The organism is Streptomyces gelaticus, from assembly GCF_014649535.1.
Classification (GTDB): domain Bacteria; phylum Actinomycetota; class Actinomycetes; order Streptomycetales; family Streptomycetaceae; genus Streptomyces; species Streptomyces gelaticus.
Window position 1 is genome coordinate 169,434 of the sequence record NZ_BMTF01000006.1, and the last position, 20,200, is coordinate 189,633.

Here is a 20,200-nt window from a genome sequence, read left to right on the forward strand (position 1 = left end):
CTCGCGGTCGCGACTGTCCGCGTCCATGCGGGGGGTCCACTCGGCGGCCCGGCGCCAGTTGGCGCGCAGCGCGTCGGTGTCCGGCCAGAAGCCGACGGCGAGACCGGCGGCGTAGGCGGCGCCGAGGCAGGTCGTCTCGGCGACCATCGGCCGCACCACGGGTGCGTCCAGGAAGTCGGCGAGCGTCTGCATCAGCAGGTTGTTGGAGGTCATGCCGCCGTCGACCTTGAGGGCGGTCAGCTCGACCCCCGAGTCCTTGGTCATGGCGTCGGTGATCTCGCGGGTCTGCCAGGCGGTGGCCTCCAGGACGGCACGGGCGATGTGCGCCTTGGTGACGTACCTGGTCAGACCGGCGATGACGCCACGGGCGTCGGAGCGCCAGTACGGGGCGAACAGGCCCGAGAACGCGGGCACGAAGTACGCGCCGCCGTTGTCCTCGACCGACAGGGCCAGGGTCTCGATCTCGGCCGCCGATTTGATCAGGCCCATCTGGTCGCGCATCCACTGCACCAGCGAACCGGTGACGGCGATGGAGCCCTCCAGGGCATAGACCGGCTTCTGGTCGCCGATCCGGTACCCGACGGTCGTCAGCAGTCCGTTGTACGAGTTGACGGGCGTCTCACCGGTGTTCATCAGCATGAAGGTGCCGGTGCCGTACGTGGACTTGGCCTCGCCCTGGGAGAAGCAGGTCTGGCCGAAGAGCGCCGCCTGCTGGTCACCGAGCGCGGACGCCACCGGGACGCCGTCGAGCACGCCGCCCTTGGCGTTGCCGTACACCTCGGCGGAGGAACGGATCTCGGGGAGCACCGCGGCCGGGATCTCCATCGAGTGGAGGATCCGCTCGTCCCACTGCATGTCGTGCAGGTTCATCAGGAGCGTGCGCGAGGCGTTGGTGACGTCGGTGACGTGGACGCCGCCGTCGGTGCCGCCGGTCAGGTTCCAGATGACCCAGGAGTCCATGGTGCCGAAGAGGATGTCGCCGCGCTCGGCACGCTCGCGCAGCCCCTCGACGTTGTCGAGCAGCCAGCGCACCTTGGGGCCGGCGAAGTACGAGGCGAGCGGGAGACCGGTCTCGCGGCGGAAGCGGTCCTGGCCGACGTTGCGCCCGAGCTCCTTGCAGAGCGCGTCCGTCCGGGTGTCCTGCCAGACGAGGGCGTTGTGGACGGGCTCACCGGTGTGCTTGTCCCAGAGCAGCGTGGTCTCGCGCTGGTTGGTGATGCCGATCGCCTTCACGTCGGCGGCCGTGATGCCCGCCTTGACGATGGCGCCGGCCACGACTTCCTGGACGTTCTCCCAGATCTCGGTCGCGTTGTGCTCGACCCAGCCCGGCTTCGGGAAGATCTGTTCGTGCTCCTTCTGGTCGACGGAGACGATTCGGCCGTCCTTGTCGAAGACGATGCAGCGGCTGGAGGTGGTGCCCTGGTCGATGGCCGCGATGAACGGGCCGGTGGTGTGTGCGTCGGTCACGGTGTGCTCCCGGAAGTCTGTGTGGTCGTGGGGGTTGCGGCTCTGGGTGCCGCGGCTCAGGCGAAGGCGACGTTGTAGAGCCCGCCCGCGATCGCGCCGCCGATGAGCGGTCCGGCGACCGGGATCCACGCGTAGCCCCAGTCGGAACCGCCCTTGTTGGGCAGTGGCAGCAGCGCGTGCACGATACGCGGGCCGAGGTCGCGAACCGGGTTGATCGCGTAGCCCGTCGGGCCGCCGAGCGAGAGACCGATACCGACGACCACCAGAGCGGTGACCAGCGCGCCGAGCGTGCCCAGGCCGTTGCCGTCGTCGTTGAGGCCCTGGGTGAGGATCGCCAGGACGAGCACGACAGTGGCGATGATCTCCGTGACCATGTTCTGCACGGCGTGGCGGATCTCGGGGCCGGTGGAGAAGATGCCCAGGACCGGGCCGGCCTTCGGTGCGGCGGCCTTGTCGACCATGCCCTCTTCACCCGTGTGGGCGCCCACGACCTCCGGATCCGTGAGATGAGCCCGGAACTGCCCGTAGTACGTCAGCCAGACCAGCACCGCGCCGATCATCGCGCCGAGCAGCTGGGAGCCGAGGTACAGCGGAACGTCGCTCCACTCGGTGCCGCCCTTGATCGCGAGACCGATCGTGACCGCCGGATTGAGGTGCGCGCCCGAAACGCCACCGGCCAGATACGCGCCGGTCAGCACGGCGAAACCCCACCCGAAGGTGATGGCCGTCCAGCCGGCGTTCTGCGCCTTGGAGCGCTTGAGAGTGACGGCGGCACAGACACCGCCGCCGAGCAGGATGAGCACGGCGGTACCTATGGTCTCGCCGATGAAGATGTCGGAGCTGGACACCCGCGACTCCTTTGTCCTTCGTCCAGGGAAGCCGAACCCCGGGTCCCTCCGGTGGTCCGCGCCCTCGTGTGAGGGCGTTTTCCGGCCCTTGGCGCTGTCACACCCTAACGCTTGTTTCCGTTTGGTGTTCGACAATGCCGACCGATGAACGGCAATGCTTCCCTCAGGTGAATCAGGCGTCAAGGGTTGTGTGGCCTATAACTCGATCGTTACCGGCTACGGTCCGCCGCGACGGTCAGAACCGTCCGGCGCCCAGGTCCCTGGAGACCGCCCGTGCGCAGTCGCGCACCGCGGCGATCAGCTCCGGGCGCAGCTCCCCGTCCGCGCAGACCCGCTCCACGGCGCCGGTCACGGCCACCGCGCCGACCGGCATCCGCCGCCGGTCGTGGATCGGGGCGGCCACCGCGGCCACGCCCTCCCAGGTCTCCTCCACGTCGGCCGCCCAGCCGCGCGCCCGGATCAGGTCGAGCATCGCCTCGAACTCCTCCGCATCGGTGACGGTGCGCGGGGTGAAGGACTGCCGCTCGGCCTCCATGGCCTCGGTGTGCGCCACCGGGTCGTACGCCGACAGCACCTTGCCCAGGGCCGTGGAGTGCAGCGGCTGCATGGCCCCGACCTCCAGGACCTGCCGGCTGTCGTCGGGGCGGAAGACGTGGTGGACGATGAGGACGCCCTGCTGGTGCAGCACGCCCAGATGGGCGCTCTCGCCGCTGGAGCGGGCCAGGTCGTCCGTCCAGACCAGCGCGCGGGCCCGCAGCTCGTGGACGTCCAGATAGCTGTTGCCCAGGCGGAGCAGTTCGGCGCCCAGCTGATAGCGGCCGGACGCGGCGTCCTGCTCGACGAAGCCCTCGTGCTGGAGCGTGCGCAGGATGCCGTGTGCGGTGCCCTTGGCCAGGCCCAGTGAAGAGGCGATGTCGGACAGTCCCAGCCGACGCTCGCCGCCTGCCAGCAGACGCAGCATCGCCGCCGCCCGCTCCAGCGACTGGATGTTCTTGGCCATCGCGCCGTACTCCTCCACCTCGGTTCGACAATGCTGAACACTATCGGTCGATGTCGACCTCCGCTCGATCGCGCGGCGAAACCGCGGCATCGCTGCGAACCGGACATCCCCCCGCACAGCATGCAGTCCGCTCCGTGGGACGAAGTGACGGCCCCGGGCGCCGCCCGGCTAGGCTGGCCTGGTGCGCCTTCCACCGAAGACGCAAAGCCGACAGCCGTCGCATCCCAGGGAGTACATCCATGGCCTCGTCGCCGACCCCTTCCGCCGACAGCCGGAACCGAGCCGAAGCCCTCCGCGAGGCGCTCGCCACGCGTGTGGTGGTGGCCGACGGTGCCATGGGCACCATGCTCCAGGCACAGGACCCGAGTCTCGAGGACTTCCAGCACCTCGAGGGCTGCAACGAGATCCTGAACGTCACCCGCCCCGACATCGTGCGCTCGGTGCACGAGGCGTACTTCTCGGTCGGTGTGGACTGCGTCGAGACGAACACCTTCGGTGCGAATCTCGCGGCCCTGGGCGAGTACGACATTCCCGAGCGGGTCTTCGAGCTCTCCGAGTCCGGCGCGCGCATCGCCCGCGAGGTCGCCGACGAGTTCACCGCCTCCACCGGGCAGCAGCGCTGGGTGCTCGGCTCGATGGGCCCGGGTACGAAGCTGCCGACGCTGGGCCACGCCCCGTACACCAAGCTCCGCGACGCCTACCAGCAGAACGCCGAGGGCATGATCGCCGGCGGCGCCGACGCCCTCCTGGTCGAGACCACCCAGGACCTGCTCCAGACCAAGGCCTCCGTCATCGGCGCCCGCCGCGCCCTGGAGGCCACCGGCGCCAACCTGCCGGTGATCTGCTCCGTCACCGTCGAGACGACCGGCACCATGCTGCTCGGCTCCGAGATCGGTGCGGCGCTCACCGCTCTGGAGCCCCTCGGCATCGACCTCATCGGCCTGAACTGCGCCACCGGCCCCGCCGAGATGAGCGAGCACCTGCGCTACCTCGCCCGGCACTCCCGCATCCCGCTCTCCTGCATGCCCAACGCCGGCCTCCCCGTGCTCGGCAAGGACGGCGCGCACTATCCGCTGTCCCCGGCCGAGCTCGCCGACGCGCAGGAGACCTTCGTCCAGGAGTACGGCCTCTCGCTGGTCGGCGGCTGCTGCGGGACGACCCCGGAGCACCTGCGCCAGGTCGTCGAGCGGGTCCGCGGCACGGCCGTCACCCCCCGCGCCCCGCACCCCGAGCCGGGGGCCGCCTCCCTCTACCAGAGCGTCCCGTTCCGTCAGGACACCTCGTACCTGGCGATCGGTGAGCGTACGAACGCCAACGGGTCGAAGAAGTTCCGCGAGGCCATGCTCGAAGCCCGCTGGGACGACTGCGTGGAGATGGCCCGCGACCAGATCCGCGAGGGCGCGCACATGCTCGACCTCTGCGTCGACTACGTGGGCCGCGACGGGGTGGCGGACATGGAGGAGCTGGCCGGCCGTTTCGCCACCGCGTCCACCCTCCCGGTCGTGCTGGACTCGACGGAGCTGCCCGTGCTGCGGGCCGGTCTGGAGAAGCTGGGCGGCCGTGCCGTACTGAACTCGGTCAACTACGAGGACGGCGACGGTCCCGAGTCCCGGTTCGCCAAGGTCACCGCGCTGGCCGTGGAGCACGGCGCCGCGCTGATCGCGCTGACCATCGACGAGGAGGGCCAGGCCCGCACCGTCGAGCACAAGGTCGCTGTCGCCGAGCGGCTGATCGAGGACCTCACCGGCAACTGGGGTGTCCAGGAGTCGGACATCCTCATCGACACCCTGACCTTCACCATCTGCACCGGTCAGGAGGAGTCGCGCCGCGACGGCGTCGCCACGATCGAGGCGATCCGCGAGCTGAAGAAGCGCCACCCCGATGTGCAGACCACGCTGGGCCTGTCCAACATCTCCTTCGGCCTCAACCCGGCCGCCCGTGTCGTGCTGAACTCCGTCTTCCTCGACGAGTGCGTCAAGGCCGGTCTCGACTCCGCGATCGTGCATGCCTCCAAGATCCTGCCCATCGCCCGCCTGGAGGAGGAGCAGGTCAAGGTCGCCCTCGACCTGATCTACGACCGCCGCGGCGAGGACTACGACCCGCTCCAGAAGCTCATGGAGCTCTTCGAGGGTGTCAGCACGAAGTCCATGAAGGCGGGCAAGGCCGAGGAGCTTCTGGCCCTGCCGCTCGAAGAGCGGCTCCAGCGCCGCATCATCGACGGTGAGAAGAACGGTCTGGAGAGCGACCTCGACGAGGCGCTGCGGACCCGCCCGGCCCTCGACATCGTCAACGACACCCTCCTTGAGGGCATGAAGGTCGTCGGCGAGCTCTTCGGCTCCGGCCAGATGCAGCTGCCCTTCGTCCTCCAGTCCGCCGAGGTCATGAAGACCGCGGTGGCCTACCTCGAACCGCACATGGAGAAGTCCGACGCCGAGGGCAAGGGCACCATCGTCCTGGCCACGGTCCGCGGCGACGTCCACGACATCGGCAAGAACCTCGTCGACATCATCCTGTCCAACAACGGCTACAACGTCGTCAACCTCGGCATCAAGCAGCCCGTCTCCGCGATCCTGGAGGCCGCCGAGGAACACCGGGCGGATGTCATCGGCATGTCCGGCCTCCTGGTGAAGTCCACCGTGATCATGAAGGAGAACCTGGAGGAGCTGAACCAGCGCAAGCTGGCCGCGGACTTCCCCGTCATCCTCGGCGGCGCGGCCCTCACCCGGGCCTACGTCGAGCAGGACCTCCACGAGATCTACGAGGGCGAGGTCCGCTACGCCCGCGACGCGTTCGAGGGGCTGCGCCTGATGGACGCGCTGGTCGCGGTCAAGCGCGGTGTCCCGGGTGCGGTCCTGCCCGAGCTCAGGCAGCGCCGGGTGCCCAAGCCCCACACCGCGGTCCTGGAGATCGACGAGCCGGAGGAGGGCGTACGCTCCGACGTCGCCGTCGACAACCCGGTCCCCGAGCCCCCCTTCTGGGGCACCCGGGTCGTCAAGGGGATCCAGCTCAAGGAGTACGCGTCCTGGCTCGACGAGGGCGCCCTCTTCAAGGGCCAGTGGGGGCTGAAGCAGGCCCGCGCCGGCGACGGCCCGACGTACGAGGAGCTGGTGGAGACCGAGGGCCGCCCGCACCTGCGCGGCTGGCTCGACAAGCTCCACACCGAGAACCTCCTGGAAGCCGCCGTCGTCTACGGCTACTTCCCGTGCGTGTCCAAGGGCGACGACCTGATCCTGCTCCACGAGGACGGCTCCGAGCGGACCCGCTTCACCTTCCCGCGCCAGCGCCGCGGCCGCCGCCTCTGCCTCGCGGACTTCTTCCGCCCCGAGGAGTCCGGCGAGCGGGACGTGATCGGTCTCCAGGTCGTCACCGTCGGCTCGAAGATCGGCGGCGAGACCGCGAAGCTCTTCGAGGCCAACTCCTACCGCGACTACCTGGAGCTGCACGGCCTGTCCGTGCAGCTGGCCGAGGCCCTCGCCGAGTACTGGCACGCCCGGGTCCGCTCGGAACTGGGCTTCGGCGGCGAGGACCCGTCCGATGTCGAGGACATGTTCGCGCTGAAATACCGGGGGGCGCGTTTCTCCCTCGGCTATGGCGCCTGCCCCGATCTGGAGGACCGGGCGAAGATCGCCGAGCTGCTCCAGCCGGAGCGGATCGGGGTGCATCTCTCGGAGGAATTCCAGCTGCATCCGGAGCAGTCCACCGACGCGATCGTCATCCATCACCCGGAGGCGAAGTACTTCAACGCGCGGTAAGACGCCGTTCAACGCGCGGTAGCAGGACAAGTCGTACACTTGTCGGTCCAGCGCAGGCCGGTCGCCCTTCCCACGGAAATGGCGGCCGGCCTTCTCGTCCCTTACGGAAGGTGTGCCGGATGACCAGCACGGTCCCAGCGTCCATGACCCGCACGGCCGAAGGCGCCGCGCTCCAGGCCGTCCTCCTCGACATGGACGGCACCCTCGTCGACACCGAGGGGTTCTGGTGGGACGCGGAGGTGGAGGTCTTCGCCGAGCTCGGTCACCGGCTCGACGAGGCATGGCGGGACGTGGTGGTCGGCGGGCCGATGACCCGCAGCGCGGGGTACCTCATGGACGTCACCGGCGCGGACATCACCCTCGACGAACTCACCGTGCTGCTCAATGACCGCTTCGAGAAGCGCATCGGCCGCGGTGTGCCGCTGATGCCGGGCGCGGCGCGGCTGCTGGCCGAGCTGGCCACGCACGAGATCCCCACGGCCCTGGTCTCCGCCTCGCACCGGCGGATCATCGACCGGGTGCTGGATTCGGTGGGCCACCACCACTTCGCCCTCACCGTCGCGGGCGACGAGGTCACCCGCACGAAGCCGCACCCCGAGCCCTATCTCACCGCCGCTTCCGGCTTCGGTGCCGACCCCGAGCGCTGCGCGGTCGTCGAGGACACCGCGACCGGCGTCGCCGCCGCGGAGGCGGCCGGCTGCCGGGTGGTCGCGGTACCGTCGGTCGCTCCCATCGCCCCGGCGTCCGGCCGGATGGTCGTGGGGTCGCTCGAAGAAGTCGATCTCGCCTTCCTCCGGCGCCTGATCACGGGAACGCGGTGATCCGTGCACCGAGAGTGTTTCTGTGAACAAATGGAAAAGCTCTCGGTGGTGAATGGTGCATTTTCCGTCGCGTGCAGGTGCGGCAGTCAGGGTGGGCGATAAAGGATTCGAACAGCGAAGGCGTGAGCTTTCTCACCCGCGCGCAAATCAAAGCCTTTCGGGATCGCCCGGCGTGTCCGTTTTGCTGTGGTGGAATGTCCCGGTTCATCTCGATATCAACGGAACCTTTTCGGTTCGGGAAATCGGCTCGCCGTCGATTCCCGCCCGCCATTCGAATACGCATCGGCGCTTCTCCGGTCCGGCATTGCCGACGACGCCTACTAATGTCGCTTTCTCCATTCCGGAACGAGGGAGAGCGTCCGAGATGAACCGCAAGACTCTGGTGCTGCCGGCCGTCGTCGGCCTGCTCGCGCCCGCACTCGCCGCCTGCGGCGCGTCGGGGGACGGGGGCGAGGGCAGCGCCGCCATCGTTGTCGGCACCACGGACCAGTTCGTCGCCTCGAAGGACAACCCCGCACCGCTCGATCCCGCCATCGGCTACGAAGCCGGCGTGTGGAACGTGCTCCGGCAGACCGTGCAGACCCTGGTGCATGTGCCGCGTGGCGGCGGCGAGCCGGTGCCCGAGGCCGCGGAGAGCTGTACCTTCACGGACACGCAGAACGAGAGCTACCGCTGCAAGCTGCGCAGCGGTCTGAAGTTCTCCGACGGCAAGGCCGTGACCGCCGACGACGTGAAGTACTCCATCGACCGCGTCATCCGCATCCATGCCCCCAACGGGCCCGTCGCCCTGCTCGACAACATCGACACGGTCGAGACACAGGGCGATCGGGAGATCATCTTCCATCTGCGCGCGCCGGACGCCACGTTCCCTTACAAGCTCGCCACCCCGGTCGCCGGGATCGTGCCGCAGAGCCGGTACGGGGCGAAGTCCGCGCGCGCCGGATTCCAGGTGGACGGCTCCGGCCCGTACACCATGAAGCCGGAAGTCGAACACAATCAGGTCGTCAAGGTGGTCTTCACCCGGAACCCTCACTACAAGGGGGATCTGAAGGTGCGGAACGACAAGGTCGAGCTGGACGTCTTCCCCGACCCGAAGGCCATGGGCAAGGCCTTCGACAGCCAGAAGATCGACATGATGGCCCGCACCATGTCGCCCGAGCAGTCCCAGCAGATGCTCCAACGGCCCGAAGACGGAATCAAGCTCACCGAGATGCCCGGCCTCGCCATCCATTTCCTGGGTTTCAACACCGACGACCCGGCCGTCAAGAACAGGGCCGTCCGTCAGGCCATGGCCCAGATCATCGACCGCGGTGAGATCGCGAGCAAGGTGTACGGCACCACGGCCGAACCGCTGTACTCGCTGATCCCGTCCGGAATCACCGCGCACGCCAACTCGTTCTACAACAAGTACAACGAACCCAGCCCTGAGAAGGCCGCGGCGATCCTGAACGACGCGGGCGTCGAGACCCCGGTGAAGCTCACGCTCCACTACCCGACCGACCGTGCCGGCGCCGGCACCGCCGCCGAGTTCGGAGCCCTGAAGAAGCAGTTCAACGACACCGGGCTGTTCGACGTCTCCGTTCAGGGAACCCCCTGGGCGAAATACCGCCCGGCACAGCTGCGCGGCGACTACGCCGTCTACGGCATGGGCTGGTTCCCCGACTTCCCGGACCCCGACAACTTCGTGGCGCCGTTCCTCGGCCGGAACAACTTCCTCAACTCGCCCTACAAGTCCGCTCTGGCGCAGAAGACACTCATCCCGCAGTCCCGCCGCGAGACCGATCGCAGCGCCGCGGCCAAGACCTTCCAGCGGCTCCAGGACACCGTCGCCGCGGACGTGCCCGTACTGCCGATCTGGCAGGGCAAGCAGTACGCCGCCTCGCGCGACGGCCTCACCGGCGTCGAATGGGCGGTCAACTCCTCCGCCGACCTCCAGTTGTGGGAGCTGGCGAAGGGCGCCCGCTGAGCCAGGAGGTGCCCCGGCCCTGTCCGGCCGGGGCACCCACCCGCTCAGGTCACTGGGCGCCGGGACGCACCAGGCCGCTCTCGTACGCGTACACGGCGGCCTGCACCCGGTCGCGCAGCCCGAGCTTGGTCAGCACATGGCCGACATGCGTCTTGACGGTCGTCTCGCTGACGAAAAGATCCGCGGCGATCTCCGCGTTCGACAGACCGCGGGCCACCAGTTTCAGCACCTCGACCTCGCGGTCGGTCAGTGTGTGCAGGGTGTCGGGCACCGGCTCCTCGCCGGACGGCAGATGGTCCGCGTACTTGTCGAGGAGCCTGCGGGTGATGCTCGGTGCGAGCATCGCCTCGCCCGCCGCGACCACCCGGATGGCCTGCACCAGCTCATTGGCCGGAGCGTCCTTCAGCAGGAAGCCGCTGGCACCGGCGCGCAGTGCCTCCACCACGTACTCGTCGAGATCGAACGTGGTCAGCACCAGCACCTTCGCGGGGCCGTCGCGGCCCGGCCCGGTGATCTGGCGCGTCGCCTCGACGCCGTCCATCCGCGGCATGCGGATGTCCATCAGCACCACATCGGGCTGCAGCGCCCGCACCTGGTCGAGAGCCTGGAGACCGTCACCGGCCTCGCCCACCACCGCGAGATCGCCTTCCGCCTCCAGAATCATCCGGAAGCCGGTGCGCAGCAGCGGTTGGTCGTCGACCAGTAGGACGCGGATAGCCACAGGGTCTCCTTCACGGTCCTTCGAGGGTCACAGGCCGGCCGGCCTCAGCGCGGACCGGATCTATTCTGCCCTGCACATCCTGCCCGGACTCCGCCGGGCGGACCGTCAACGGATAGACCGGGGGAGTACCACCGAATTCGGGACAGACCGACTGGTGGTCGCACCAGCCGCAGAGCTTCGTCGGCCGGGGCCGCCACTCACCCGTCTCCGTGGCCAGCCGGATCGCGTCCCACAGCGCCAGCAGCTTGCGCTCCACCCGCTCCAGGTCCGCCACCACCGGGTCGTACGTCAGGATGTCCCCGCTGCCGAGGTAGACGAGCTGGAGCCGGCGGGGCGCCACACCTTTCAGCCGCCAGATCACCAGGGCGTAGAACTTCATCTGGAAGAGCGCACCCTCCGCGTACTCCGGGCGTGGTGCCTTCCCCGTCTTGTAGTCGACGATCCGGACCTCGCCCGTCGGCGCCACGTCGATCCGGTCGATCACCCCGCGCAGCCGCAGCCCCGACTCCAGCTCCGTCTCGACGAAGAGCTCCCGCTCGGCGGGCTCCAGACGCGTCGGATCCTCCAGCGAGAACCACCGCTCCACCAGGCCCTCCGCCTCCGAGAGCCAGCGCGAGAGCCGCTCGCCCCCGGCATCCTCGGCGAACAGCTCCGACAGCTCCGGCTTCGACTCCAGCAGCCGGTCCCACTGGGCGGGGACCAGCGCCGTGGCCCGGCCCGCCGTGCGCTCCGCCGCGGGGTTGTCGAAGAGCCGCTCCAGCACCGCATGCACCAGCGTGCCCCGGGTAGCCGCCTCACTGGGCTTCTCCGGCAGCCTGTCGATGACCCGGAAGCGGTACAGCAGCGGACACTGCATGAAATCGCTCGCCCGCGACGGTGACAGGGACGAAGGCGGCGAAGCGGGCCGCGGCAGGGTGGTCATGTCGAAGACCCTACGGCCCGCCACTGACAGCGGGCGGCATACCATCGACCACACAGCCTCGAACACTGCATGATCGTGCCGTAGGGCACCGACCGAAGGGACCCCGTGGACGAGAGCGGCGACAGCGGGCGGCCGCAGCCCGGCGCAGGGGGAACGACCTCCGGCACCGGCCCCGGCAAGGACGGACCGCAGCGTCCCGAAGAGCCCGGAGGCGGCCTTCTCATGGGCCGTCCCTTCGGCGTGCCGGTGTACGTCGCGCCCAGCTGGTTCCTGGTGGCCGCGCTGATCACCTGGGTCTTCGGCGGTCAGCTCGACCGGGTGCTGCCCGAGCTCGGCACGGCGCGCTATCTGGTCTCCCTCTTCTTCGCGATCGCCTTCTACGCCTCCGTACTCGTCCACGAACTCGCCCACACCGTCGTGGCGCTGCGCTACAAGCTGCCGGTGCGCCGCATCCAGCTCCAGTTCTTCGGCGGGGTCTCCGAGATCGAGAAGGAGTCCGAGACCCCGGGCCGCGAATTCCTGCTCGCCTTCGTCGGACCGCTGCTCTCCCTGGTGCTCGCGGGCGTGTTCTACGCCGGGATGAAGTTCGTCGCCCCAGGCACCGTGCCCGGCGTCCTGCTCGCCGGGCTGATGATCTCCAACCTCCTGGTGGCCGCCTTCAATCTCCTGCCCGGCCTCCCGCTGGACGGCGGGCGGATGCTCCGCGCCGTCGTCTGGAAGATCACCGGACGGCCGATGAGCGGCACCGTCGCCGCGGCCTGGGTCGGCCGCGCCCTCGCCGTCGTCACCCTGATCGGCCTGCCGCTGCTCACCCACACCGGGACCTTCGGCAACGACCCCCGCGACCTCAGCGGCATGGACACCATCACCGACGCGCTGCTCGCCGCCATCCTCGCCGCGATCATCTGGACCGGAGCGGGCAACAGCCTGCGCATGGCCCGCCTGCGCGAACACCTCCCCGAGCTGCGCGCCCGCACCCTCACCCGCCGCGCCGTCCCGGTGGAGTCCGCCACCCCGCTCTCCGAGGCCCTGCGCCGGGCCAACGAGGCGGGCGCCCGCGCCCTCGTCGTCGTCGACGGACACGGCGAGCCCAAGGGCATCGTCCGGGAGACGGCCATCGTCGCCGTACCGGAACACCGCCGCCCCTGGGTGGCCGTCAGCGGCCTCGCCCAGGACCTCACCGAAGGCATGAAGGTCTCCGCCGAGCTCTCCGGCGAGGCACTCCTGGACCGGCTCAAGGCCTGCCCGGCCACCGAGTACCTCGTCCTGGAGGAGGCCGGCGAGATCTACGGCGTCCTCTCCACCGCCGACGTCGAACGCGCGTTCGTCGCGGCCCTGGCCAGGCCGGCCGCCTGACCGCCGGGGCCCGCCCCGGGCTCGCGGACGGAGCCCCGGGAATCACCGGTACGCTGGTCACATGTCTGAACCGACCGGTGCCGCCCGCCGACGCGGGCCCTTCAAGGTCGGGGACCAGGTCCAGCTCACCGATCCCAAGGGACGCCACTACACCTTCACGCTCGAAGCCGGAAAGAACTTCCACACCCACAAGGGTTCTTTCCCGCACGACGAGCTGATCGGTGCTCCCGAGGGCAGTGTTGTCCGGACCACGGGAAACGTCGCCTATCTCGCGCTGCGCCCGCTGCTCCCCGACTATGTCCTGTCCATGCCCCGCGGCGCCGCCGTGGTCTACCCCAAGGACGCGGGGCAGATCCTGGCCTTCGCCGACATCTTCCCCGGCGCCCGCGTCGTGGAGGCCGGCGTCGGCTCCGGCTCGCTCTCCACCTTCCTGCTGCGCGCCATCGGTGACCAGGGCATGCTGCACTCCTACGAGCGCCGCGAGGACTTCGCCGAGATCGCCCAGCAGAACGTGGAGCGCTACTTCGGCGAACCGCACCCGGCCTGGCAGCTCACCGTCGGCGACCTCCAGGACAACCTCTCGGACACCGACGTCGACCGCGTCGTCCTGGACATGCTCGCCCCCTGGGAGTGCCTGGAGGCCGTCTCCAAGGCGCTGGTGCCCGGCGGCATCCTCTGCGCGTACGTCGCCACCACCACCCAGCTCGCGCGGACCGTCGAGTCCATCCGCGAGATCGGCTGCTTCGCCGAGCCGCAGCCCTGGGAATCGATGATCCGCAACTGGCACGTCGAGGGCCTGGCCGTCCGCCCGGACCACCGCATGATCGGCCACACCGGCTTCCTCGTCACCGCCCGCCGACTGGCCGACGGTGTGGAACCCCCGCTGCGCCGCCGCCGCCCCGCCAAGGGCGCCTACGGCGAGGACTACGACGGTCCCGGCAGCCAGAGCGGCTCCTCCCGCGGCTGACCCGCGCAACGCACCGGCGCCGCCGCGGAGTTCCCGGACCGACCCGGGAACTCCGCGGCGGCGCCCTTTCGTTGCCGGTACGAGGACTACGTCCTCACCGGCCGGGCAATCCGTGCCGACCCCACCGTTCCGCTGTTCTGTGAGGTGTGGCACGATGCTGGCCACCCCGCGCCACCGCAGCGGTCCCGCCGGCGGCGCCGCTCATCCCGGCATCCTCGGCCCACAGGAACCACAGGAGACATCCCGCGTGCAGACCTCCGAGCTCCCGGACCTCGCGCACACCGATACCAAGCCGCTGCACTGGCTCGCCACCGCGGCCGCCATGGCCGCCGTCATAGCGGCGGCCGGCCTGCTCCAGCCGGACCCCGCGGCGTCGGCTTCCGCCTCCCACCGCACCACGGCGAGGCACGGCACTGAGGCCGTCACCGCCCCCGATCCGGCACGGGCCGTCTTCCCGCTGGAATGCGGTGGACAGGAGTACACCGTGACCAAGCAGGCCACCGGCGACCTGGACGGCGACGACCGCCCCGAGACCGTCGCGGTGGTCCACTGTGCGGCAGGCTCGGGCACCCCGCCCAGCGGCGTCTACGTCCTCACACGCGGAAGCGGGGCCGCACCGCGGGTCGTGGCGACCCTGGTGGACCCCGCTCAGCAGATGAGCATCAGCGATTTTGCGGTGCGTGACGGAATCATTTCGGCCACTCTGCTCGGCTACTCCTCGGACGCCGTGGCGCGCTGCTGTCCCGACCAGCAGGAGCAGGTCACCTGGCAGTGGAAGGGCGGCGCCTTCGTCCGCGCCGCCCAGACCGCCCCGGGCAGCGTCTGACCGGTCACCGGGCGTGAGCGGGGGCCCGCGACCGCCGGATCAGGCGGCCTCGGGCCCGTACACCTCGACGCTGTCCGAGACGCGACGTACATGGATGCAGTCGCCCGGGCACTCCTTGGCCGAGTCGACGACGTCCTGGAGGAGGGGCAGCGGAACGGGCGTGGTCGCGCCCTTGTCCTGCAGCAGCTCGTCGTCCGCGCTCTTCACGTAGGCCAGACCGTCGATGTCCAGCTCGAACACCTCGGGCGCGTACTGGACGCAGATGCCGTCCCCCGTGCAGAGGTCCTGGTCGATCCAGACCTCCAGCTCCTGTGCGTCGCCACCGTTGGGAGCGTCCTGCTGCACGGTCATTTCTCCTGCCGTTCCCTGCGTATCCGAACCAAAAGAAGCCAGCCCTGACGGGTGTTGAACGGTTCGACGATACAACCGGCCGCTTTCCGATGTTGAAGGGTGGGTATTCCCCTGGGACGAGGGGGAACGCAAGGGTGAAGATCGGACACGCCCCGCAGTCTTTGTGATCTAGGGGTTTCAATCATCACCCACCCAGGTAGGGTCAGGAAGCGTCCAGCTCCCCTTGGAGGAGGTGAGGACCGTGGCAGCCCACGACGACGACATCAACCGCGGCATCCGGCCCGGGCGGGGGTCCGACGACCCAGCCGGCCAGGTCGCCTATCTCGAGCAGGAAATCGCCGTCCTGCGACGTAAGCTCGCCGACTCTCCGCGCCATACGAGGATTCTCGAAGAGCGGATCGTCGAGTTGCAGACCAACCTGGCAGGTGTGTCCGCACAGAATGAGCGGCTCGCCAACACATTGCGCGAGGCCCGCGACCAGATCGTGGCCCTCAAGGAAGAAGTCGACCGGCTCGCACAGCCGCCGGCCGGTTTCGGTGTGTTTCTGCAAGGCAATGAGGACGGTACCTGCGACATCTTCACCGGGGGCCGGAAGCTCCGGGTGAACGTCAGTCCCAGTGTCGAGATCGACGACCTCCGGCGCGGCCAGGAAGTCATGCTCAACGAAGCGCTCAACGTGGTCGACGCCATGGAATTCGAGCGGGCCGGGGACATCGTCACCCTCAAGGAAATCCTCGAGGACGGCGAGCGGGCCCTGGTCATCGGGCACACCGACGAGGAGCGGGTGGTGCGGCTCGCCGAGCCGCTGCTGAACATCGCGATCCGTCCCGGCGACGCCCTCCTGCTCGAACCCAGGTCCGGCTACGTCTACGAAGTGGTGCCCAAGAGCGAGGTCGAGGAGCTCGTCCTCGAAGAGGTGCCGGACATCGACTACGACAAGATCGGCGGTCTGGGCGACCAGATCGAGCTGATCCGGGACGCGGTCGAGCTCCCCTACCTGCACCCCGACCTCTTCAAGGAACACGAACTGCGTCCGCCGAAGGGCATCCTGCTCTACGGTCCGCCGGGCTGCGGCAAGACCCTCATCGCCAAGGCCGTCGCCAACTCCCTTGCCAAGAAGGTCGCCGAGGTCACCGGCCGGCCGACGGGCAAGAGCTACTTCCTCAACATCAAGGGTCCGGAGCTTCTCAACAAGTACGTCGGCGAGACCGAGCGGCACATCCGCCTGGTCTTCCAGCGCGCCCGTGAGAAGGCCGGTGAGGGCACCCCCGTCATCGTCTTCTTCGACGAGATGGAGTCACTCTTCCGTACCCGGGGATCCGGTGTCAGCTCGGACGTGGAGAACACCATCGTCCCCCAGCTGCTCGCCGAGATCGACGGCGTCGAGGGCCTGGAGAACGTCATCGTCATCGGCGCCTCCAACCGCGAGGACATGATCGACCCCGCGATCCTGCGACCCGGCCGCCTCGATGTGAAGATCAAGATCGAGCGCCCGGACGCGGAGGCCGCGAAGGACATCTTCGCGAAGTACCTCACGCCTTCGCTGCCGCTGCACGCGGACGACCTCGCGGAGCACACCGGCTCCAAGGAAGCCGCGGCGCACGCCATGATCCAGTCCGTCGTCGAGCGGATGTACACCGAGTCCGAGGAGAACCGCTTCCTCGAAGTCACGTACGCCAACGGCGACAAGGAAGTCCTGTACTTCAAGGACTTCAACTCCGGCGCGATGATCCAGAACATCGTCGACCGGGCCAAGAAGATGGCCATCAAGGCCTTCCTCGACCAGGGCCAGAAGGGCCTTCGCGTCTCCCATCTCCTCCAGGCCTGCGTGGACGAGTTCAAGGAGAACGAGGACCTGCCGAACACCACCAACCCGGACGACTGGGCCAGGATCTCCGGCAAGAAGGGCGAGCGGATCGTCTTCATCCGTACGCTCGTCACCGGAAAGCAGGGCGCGGACACCGGTCGCTCCATCGACACGGTGGCGAACACCGGGCAGTACCTGTAGAACACGGACAGGCTGCGGATGCCCGGCCGGGCATCCGCAGCCGGTTGCTTTCGGTACAGCTCACGCGACACCGCAGCAATGACGTAATTGATCTCCCCACCAGCACAGAGGCGCTCTAGGCTCTTGCGTACCGCCCGGTCGCGCAGTGCGTGGACGGGCAGTGCACGCGCACCGACAAGCAGCGGTACTGGAGCGCCGCCCCTCAAGGGAGCGCCGCCGGGCAAGGAGGGCCGCATGACCGTACGGCGAGTAATGGGCATCGAGACGGAGTACGGGATCTCCGTCCCCGGCCACCCCAACGCCAATGCCATGCTCACCTCGTCCCAGATCGTCAACGCCTACGCAGCGGCGATGCACCGGGCGCGCCGCGCCCGCTGGGACTTCGAGGAGGAGAACCCGCTGCGGGACGCGCGAGGTTTCGACCTCGCCCGCGAGACCGCGGACTCCAGCCAGCTCACCGACGAGGACATCGGCCTCGCCAATGTCATCCTCACCAATGGGGCCCGCCTCTACGTCGACCACGCGCACCCGGAATACAGCTCCCCGGAGGTCACCAATCCGCGGGACGCGGTCCTCTGGGACAAGGCCGGCGAACGCATCATGGCCGAGGCCGCCGAGCGCGCGGCCCAGCTTCCCGGCGCCCAGCCGATCCACCTCTACAAGAACAACACCGACAACAAGGGCGCCTCGTACGGCACGCACGAGAACTACCTGATGAAGCGGGACACCCCGTTCTCCGACATCGTGCGCCATCTGACCCCGTTCTTCGTGTCCCGCCAAGTGGTCACCGGGGCGGGGCGCGTGGGGATCGGCCAGGACGGCACCGAGCACGGCTTCCAGATCAGCCAGCGCGCCGATTACTTCGAGGTCGAGGTAGGGCTGGAGACCACGCTCAAGCGCCCCATCATCAACACCCGCGACGAACCCCATTCCGACGCCGAGAAGTACCGACGGCTCCACGTGATCATCGGGGACGCGAACCTCTCGGAGATCTCCACCTATCTCAAGCTCGGCACCACGGCCCTGGTCCTGTCCATGATCGAGGACGGCTTCATCAACGTCGATCTCGCGGTCGACCAGCCGGTGCGCACCCTGCATCACGTCTCCCACGACCCGACCCTGAAGCACCTCATCACGCTGCGCAGCGGCCGCACCCTCACCGCCGTGCAACTGCAGATGGAGTACTTCGAGCTGGGCCGCAAGTATGTGGAGGAGCGGTTCGGGGCCGATGCCGACGAGCAGACCAAGGACGTCCTGATCCGCTGGGAGGACACTCTCAACCGGCTGGAGAACGATCCGATGAGCCTGTCCGGCGAGCTCGACTGGATCGCCAAGCGGGAGCTCATGGAGGGCTACCGCCGCCGTGACAGCCTGGACTGGGACGCGGCACGTCTGCACCTGGTGGATCTCCAGTACGCCGACGTACGGGCCGAGAAGGGCCTGTACAACCGTCTGGCGGCCCGCGGGAAGATGAAGCGGCTGCTGGACGAGAGCGAGGTCGAGCTGGCCCGTACGGGGCCTCCGGAGGACACCAGGGCCTACTTCCGCGGCCGCTGCCTGGAGCAGTACGCCGACGACGTGGCCGCGGCCTCCTGGGACTCGGTCATCTTCGACCTGCCGGGTCATGACTCGCTGCAACGGGTACCCACCCTGGAACCGCTGCGCGGCACCCGCAGCCACGTCAAGGAGCTCCTGGACCGCTGCCGCACGGCGGAGGAGCTGGTCCAGGTCCTGTCGGGCGGCTGAAAGGGAAGGGATCGGGGAATCATCGGGATGTCCCCCGGACGTTGAGGGAAGTACCGGGCCGATGTCGGAGCCCGTGGGTAGGGTCTGATCAAGTGCTTCGAACCGAGCGGGGTGAGCTAGATGGCGACCAAGGACACCGGCGGCGGACAGCAGAAGGCGACGCGTTCCACGGAGGAGGTCGAGGAGCAGGCGCAGGACGCGCAGGTCTCCGAGGACCTCAAGGACCGCCAGGAGAAGCTGAGCGACGACGTCGACTCGGTTCTGGACGAGATCGACGACGTGCTCGAGGAGAACGCAGAGGACTTCGTGCGCTCCTTTGTTCAAAAGGGTGGACAGTAGTTCACAGACGTGAAAACGGGGGAGTGGAGAGCGATGCGCGCGGTACGGGCCGGGTCGGCCCGTACCGCGCGGGCGCTGGCGGCACCGCGAGCCGTGCAGCTGCCCCCGCCGTTCGTGTGGAGCATCGCCGCGGGGCGGGTAGGGTCCGTGGCGTAACCGCATCAACTGCAAATCGGCCATCGGCAAGTTGGGAGACGATCCTGACGCCTTGCGCAGGGCCGTCGCTTACCTGGAGGGAAACGCGTGGAAGCCAACACTCGTAGCACCGGGCGTCTACCAGCTGCCTTCCTGACGCCGGGATCCTCTTCGTTCATGGATTTCCTGTCCGACCACTCGCCCGGGATGCTCCCGGGCAACAGGAACCTGCCACCGCTCCAGGGGGCAGTGGAGGCGCCGCACGGGACGACCATCGTCGCGGCGACGTTCGGCGACGGTGTGGTCCTGGCCGGTGACCGGCGCGCGACCATGGGCAATGTGATCGCGCAGCGCGACATCGAGAAGGTCTTCCCGGCCGACGAGTACTCGGCGGTGGGCATCGCCGGCACGGCCGGGCTGGCCGTGGAGATGGTCAAGCTCTTCCAGCTGGAGCTGGAGCACTTCGAGAAGGTCGAGGGCGCCCAGCTCTCCCTGGAGGGCAAGGCGAACCGGCTCTCCACGATGATCCGCAGCAATCTGGCCATGGCCATGCAGGGGCTGGCCGTCGTCCCGCTCTTCGCAGGTTTCGACATCGACCGCGAGAAGGGCCGCATCTTCTCGTACGACGTCACCGGCGGCCGTTCCGAGGAGCACGGCTACGCGGCCACCGGCTCCGGGTCGGTCTTCGCCCGCGGCTCGATGAAGAAGCTCTACCGCCAGGACCTGACGGAGCAGGAGGCGCTCACTCTGGTGGTACAGGCGCTGTACGACGCGGCGGACGACGACTCGGCGACCGGCGGTCCGGACGTGGCCCGGCGGATCTATCCGATCGTCACCGTCATCACCGACGAGGGCTTCCGGAGGCTGGACGACGCGGAATCCTCCGAGATCGCCCGCTCCGTCCTGGAACACCGGCTGGAACAGCCCGACGGCCCGCGCGCCGCGCTGCTCTGACCTTCGTTCCGCTGCCTCTTC

At 68.8% G+C, this 20,200-nt stretch carries 16 protein-coding genes and 1 pseudogene; 11 read left to right on the plus strand and 6 right to left on the minus strand.

The features are described 5' to 3' along the window. The 3 genes from glpK to IE107_RS11340 all read right to left on the minus strand — a co-directional run. Positions 1–1,467: glycerol kinase GlpK (glpK, locus tag IE107_RS11330; protein ID WP_229866846.1), on the minus strand; the 1,467-nt coding region annotated here is incomplete at its 3' end. A 56-nt stretch (positions 1,468–1,523) separates the two neighbouring features. Continuing rightward, on the minus strand, positions 1,524–2,315 hold the full coding sequence (locus IE107_RS11335) for an MIP/aquaporin family protein (RefSeq protein WP_189543598.1): 792 nt from the start codon (positions 2,313–2,315) through the stop codon (positions 1,524–1,526). A gap of 235 nt (positions 2,316–2,550) precedes the next feature. Then, positions 2,551–3,315 carry an IclR family transcriptional regulator gene (locus tag IE107_RS11340; RefSeq protein ID WP_229866847.1) on the minus strand — a complete coding sequence of 255 codons (765 nt, stop codon included), beginning with the start codon at positions 3,313–3,315 and terminating at the stop codon, positions 2,551–2,553. 239 nt (positions 3,316–3,554) lie between these two features. Here IE107_RS11340 and metH point away from each other — a divergent pair, with 239 nt between their 5' ends. From metH to IE107_RS11355, 3 genes are all read left to right on the plus strand, one after another. Next, the gene (metH, locus tag IE107_RS11345; RefSeq protein ID WP_189543600.1) at positions 3,555–7,067 is read left to right on the plus strand and encodes a methionine synthase; all 3,513 of its coding nucleotides are present in this window, start codon (positions 3,555–3,557) and stop codon (positions 7,065–7,067) included. A gap of 119 nt (positions 7,068–7,186) precedes the next feature. Further along, positions 7,187–7,888 carry an HAD family hydrolase gene (locus tag IE107_RS11350; RefSeq protein ID WP_189543601.1) on the plus strand — a complete coding sequence of 234 codons (702 nt, stop codon included), beginning with the start codon at positions 7,187–7,189 and terminating at the stop codon, positions 7,886–7,888. A 364-nt stretch (positions 7,889–8,252) separates the two neighbouring features. After that, complete coding sequence (locus IE107_RS11355) at positions 8,253–9,854, plus strand: ABC transporter substrate-binding protein (protein WP_189543602.1); 1,602 nt, start codon at positions 8,253–8,255, stop codon at positions 9,852–9,854. A 49-nt stretch (positions 9,855–9,903) separates the two neighbouring features. On the opposite strand, the gene IE107_RS11360 is transcribed toward IE107_RS11355, so the two are convergent. After that, the gene (locus IE107_RS11360; protein ID WP_093541287.1) at positions 9,904–10,575 is read right to left on the minus strand and encodes a response regulator; all 672 of its coding nucleotides are present in this window, start codon (positions 10,573–10,575) and stop codon (positions 9,904–9,906) included. Positions 10,576–10,585: 10 nt separating this feature from the next. Further along, positions 10,586–11,431: a RecB family exonuclease gene (locus IE107_RS11365; protein ID WP_229866855.1), complete on the minus strand. Its 846-nt coding sequence runs from the start codon at positions 11,429–11,431 to the stop codon at positions 10,586–10,588. 171 nt (positions 11,432–11,602) lie between these two features. Between IE107_RS11365 and IE107_RS11370 the strand changes: the two genes are divergently transcribed. The 3 genes from IE107_RS11370 (at position 11,603) to IE107_RS11380 (ending at position 14,646) form a co-directional block, all read left to right on the plus strand. Beyond that, positions 11,603–12,853, plus strand: a complete 1,251-nt coding sequence (locus IE107_RS11370) for a site-2 protease family protein (RefSeq protein ID WP_189543603.1) — start codon at positions 11,603–11,605, stop codon at positions 12,851–12,853. A gap of 61 nt (positions 12,854–12,914) precedes the next feature. Next, a complete protein-coding gene (locus IE107_RS11375) occupies positions 12,915–13,820 on the plus strand; it encodes a tRNA (adenine-N1)-methyltransferase (protein WP_189543604.1) in 906 nt (301 codons plus the stop codon). 247 nt (positions 13,821–14,067) lie between these two features. Further along, entirely contained in the window at positions 14,068–14,646 is a 579-nt protein-coding gene (locus IE107_RS11380) for a hypothetical protein (protein WP_189543605.1), read from the plus strand. A gap of 39 nt (positions 14,647–14,685) precedes the next feature. Here IE107_RS11380 and IE107_RS11385 read toward each other — a convergent pair whose 3' ends face one another. Next, positions 14,686–14,997, minus strand: coding sequence for a ferredoxin (locus tag IE107_RS11385; protein WP_189543606.1), 312 nt, complete (start codon positions 14,995–14,997; stop codon positions 14,686–14,688). A 241-nt stretch (positions 14,998–15,238) separates the two neighbouring features. Here IE107_RS11385 and arc point away from each other — a divergent pair, with 241 nt between their 5' ends. The 5 genes and pseudogenes from arc (at position 15,239) to prcB (ending at position 20,179) form a co-directional block, all read left to right on the plus strand. Beyond that, entirely contained in the window at positions 15,239–17,005 is a 1,767-nt protein-coding gene (arc, locus tag IE107_RS11390) for a proteasome ATPase (RefSeq protein WP_189543607.1), read from the plus strand. A 234-nt stretch (positions 17,006–17,239) separates the two neighbouring features. Next, positions 17,240–18,751 (plus strand): depupylase/deamidase Dop, encoded by a 1,512-nt coding sequence (dop, locus tag IE107_RS11395; protein WP_189543608.1) that lies wholly within the window; start codon positions 17,240–17,242, stop codon positions 18,749–18,751. A 120-nt stretch (positions 18,752–18,871) separates the two neighbouring features. Further along, positions 18,872–19,090: a ubiquitin-like protein Pup gene (locus tag IE107_RS11400; RefSeq protein WP_124718707.1), complete on the plus strand. Its 219-nt coding sequence runs from the start codon at positions 18,872–18,874 to the stop codon at positions 19,088–19,090. 101 nt (positions 19,091–19,191) lie between these two features. After that, positions 19,192–19,382 (plus strand): annotated as a pseudogene (locus IE107_RS36275) (endonuclease domain-containing protein); the annotation flags it as partial. After that, positions 19,334–20,179 carry a proteasome subunit beta gene (prcB, locus tag IE107_RS11405; protein WP_189543609.1) on the plus strand — a complete coding sequence of 282 codons (846 nt, stop codon included), beginning with the start codon at positions 19,334–19,336 and terminating at the stop codon, positions 20,177–20,179. The pseudogene IE107_RS36275 and the gene prcB, both read left to right, overlap by 49 nt. Positions 20,180–20,200: the final 21 nt, after the last annotated feature.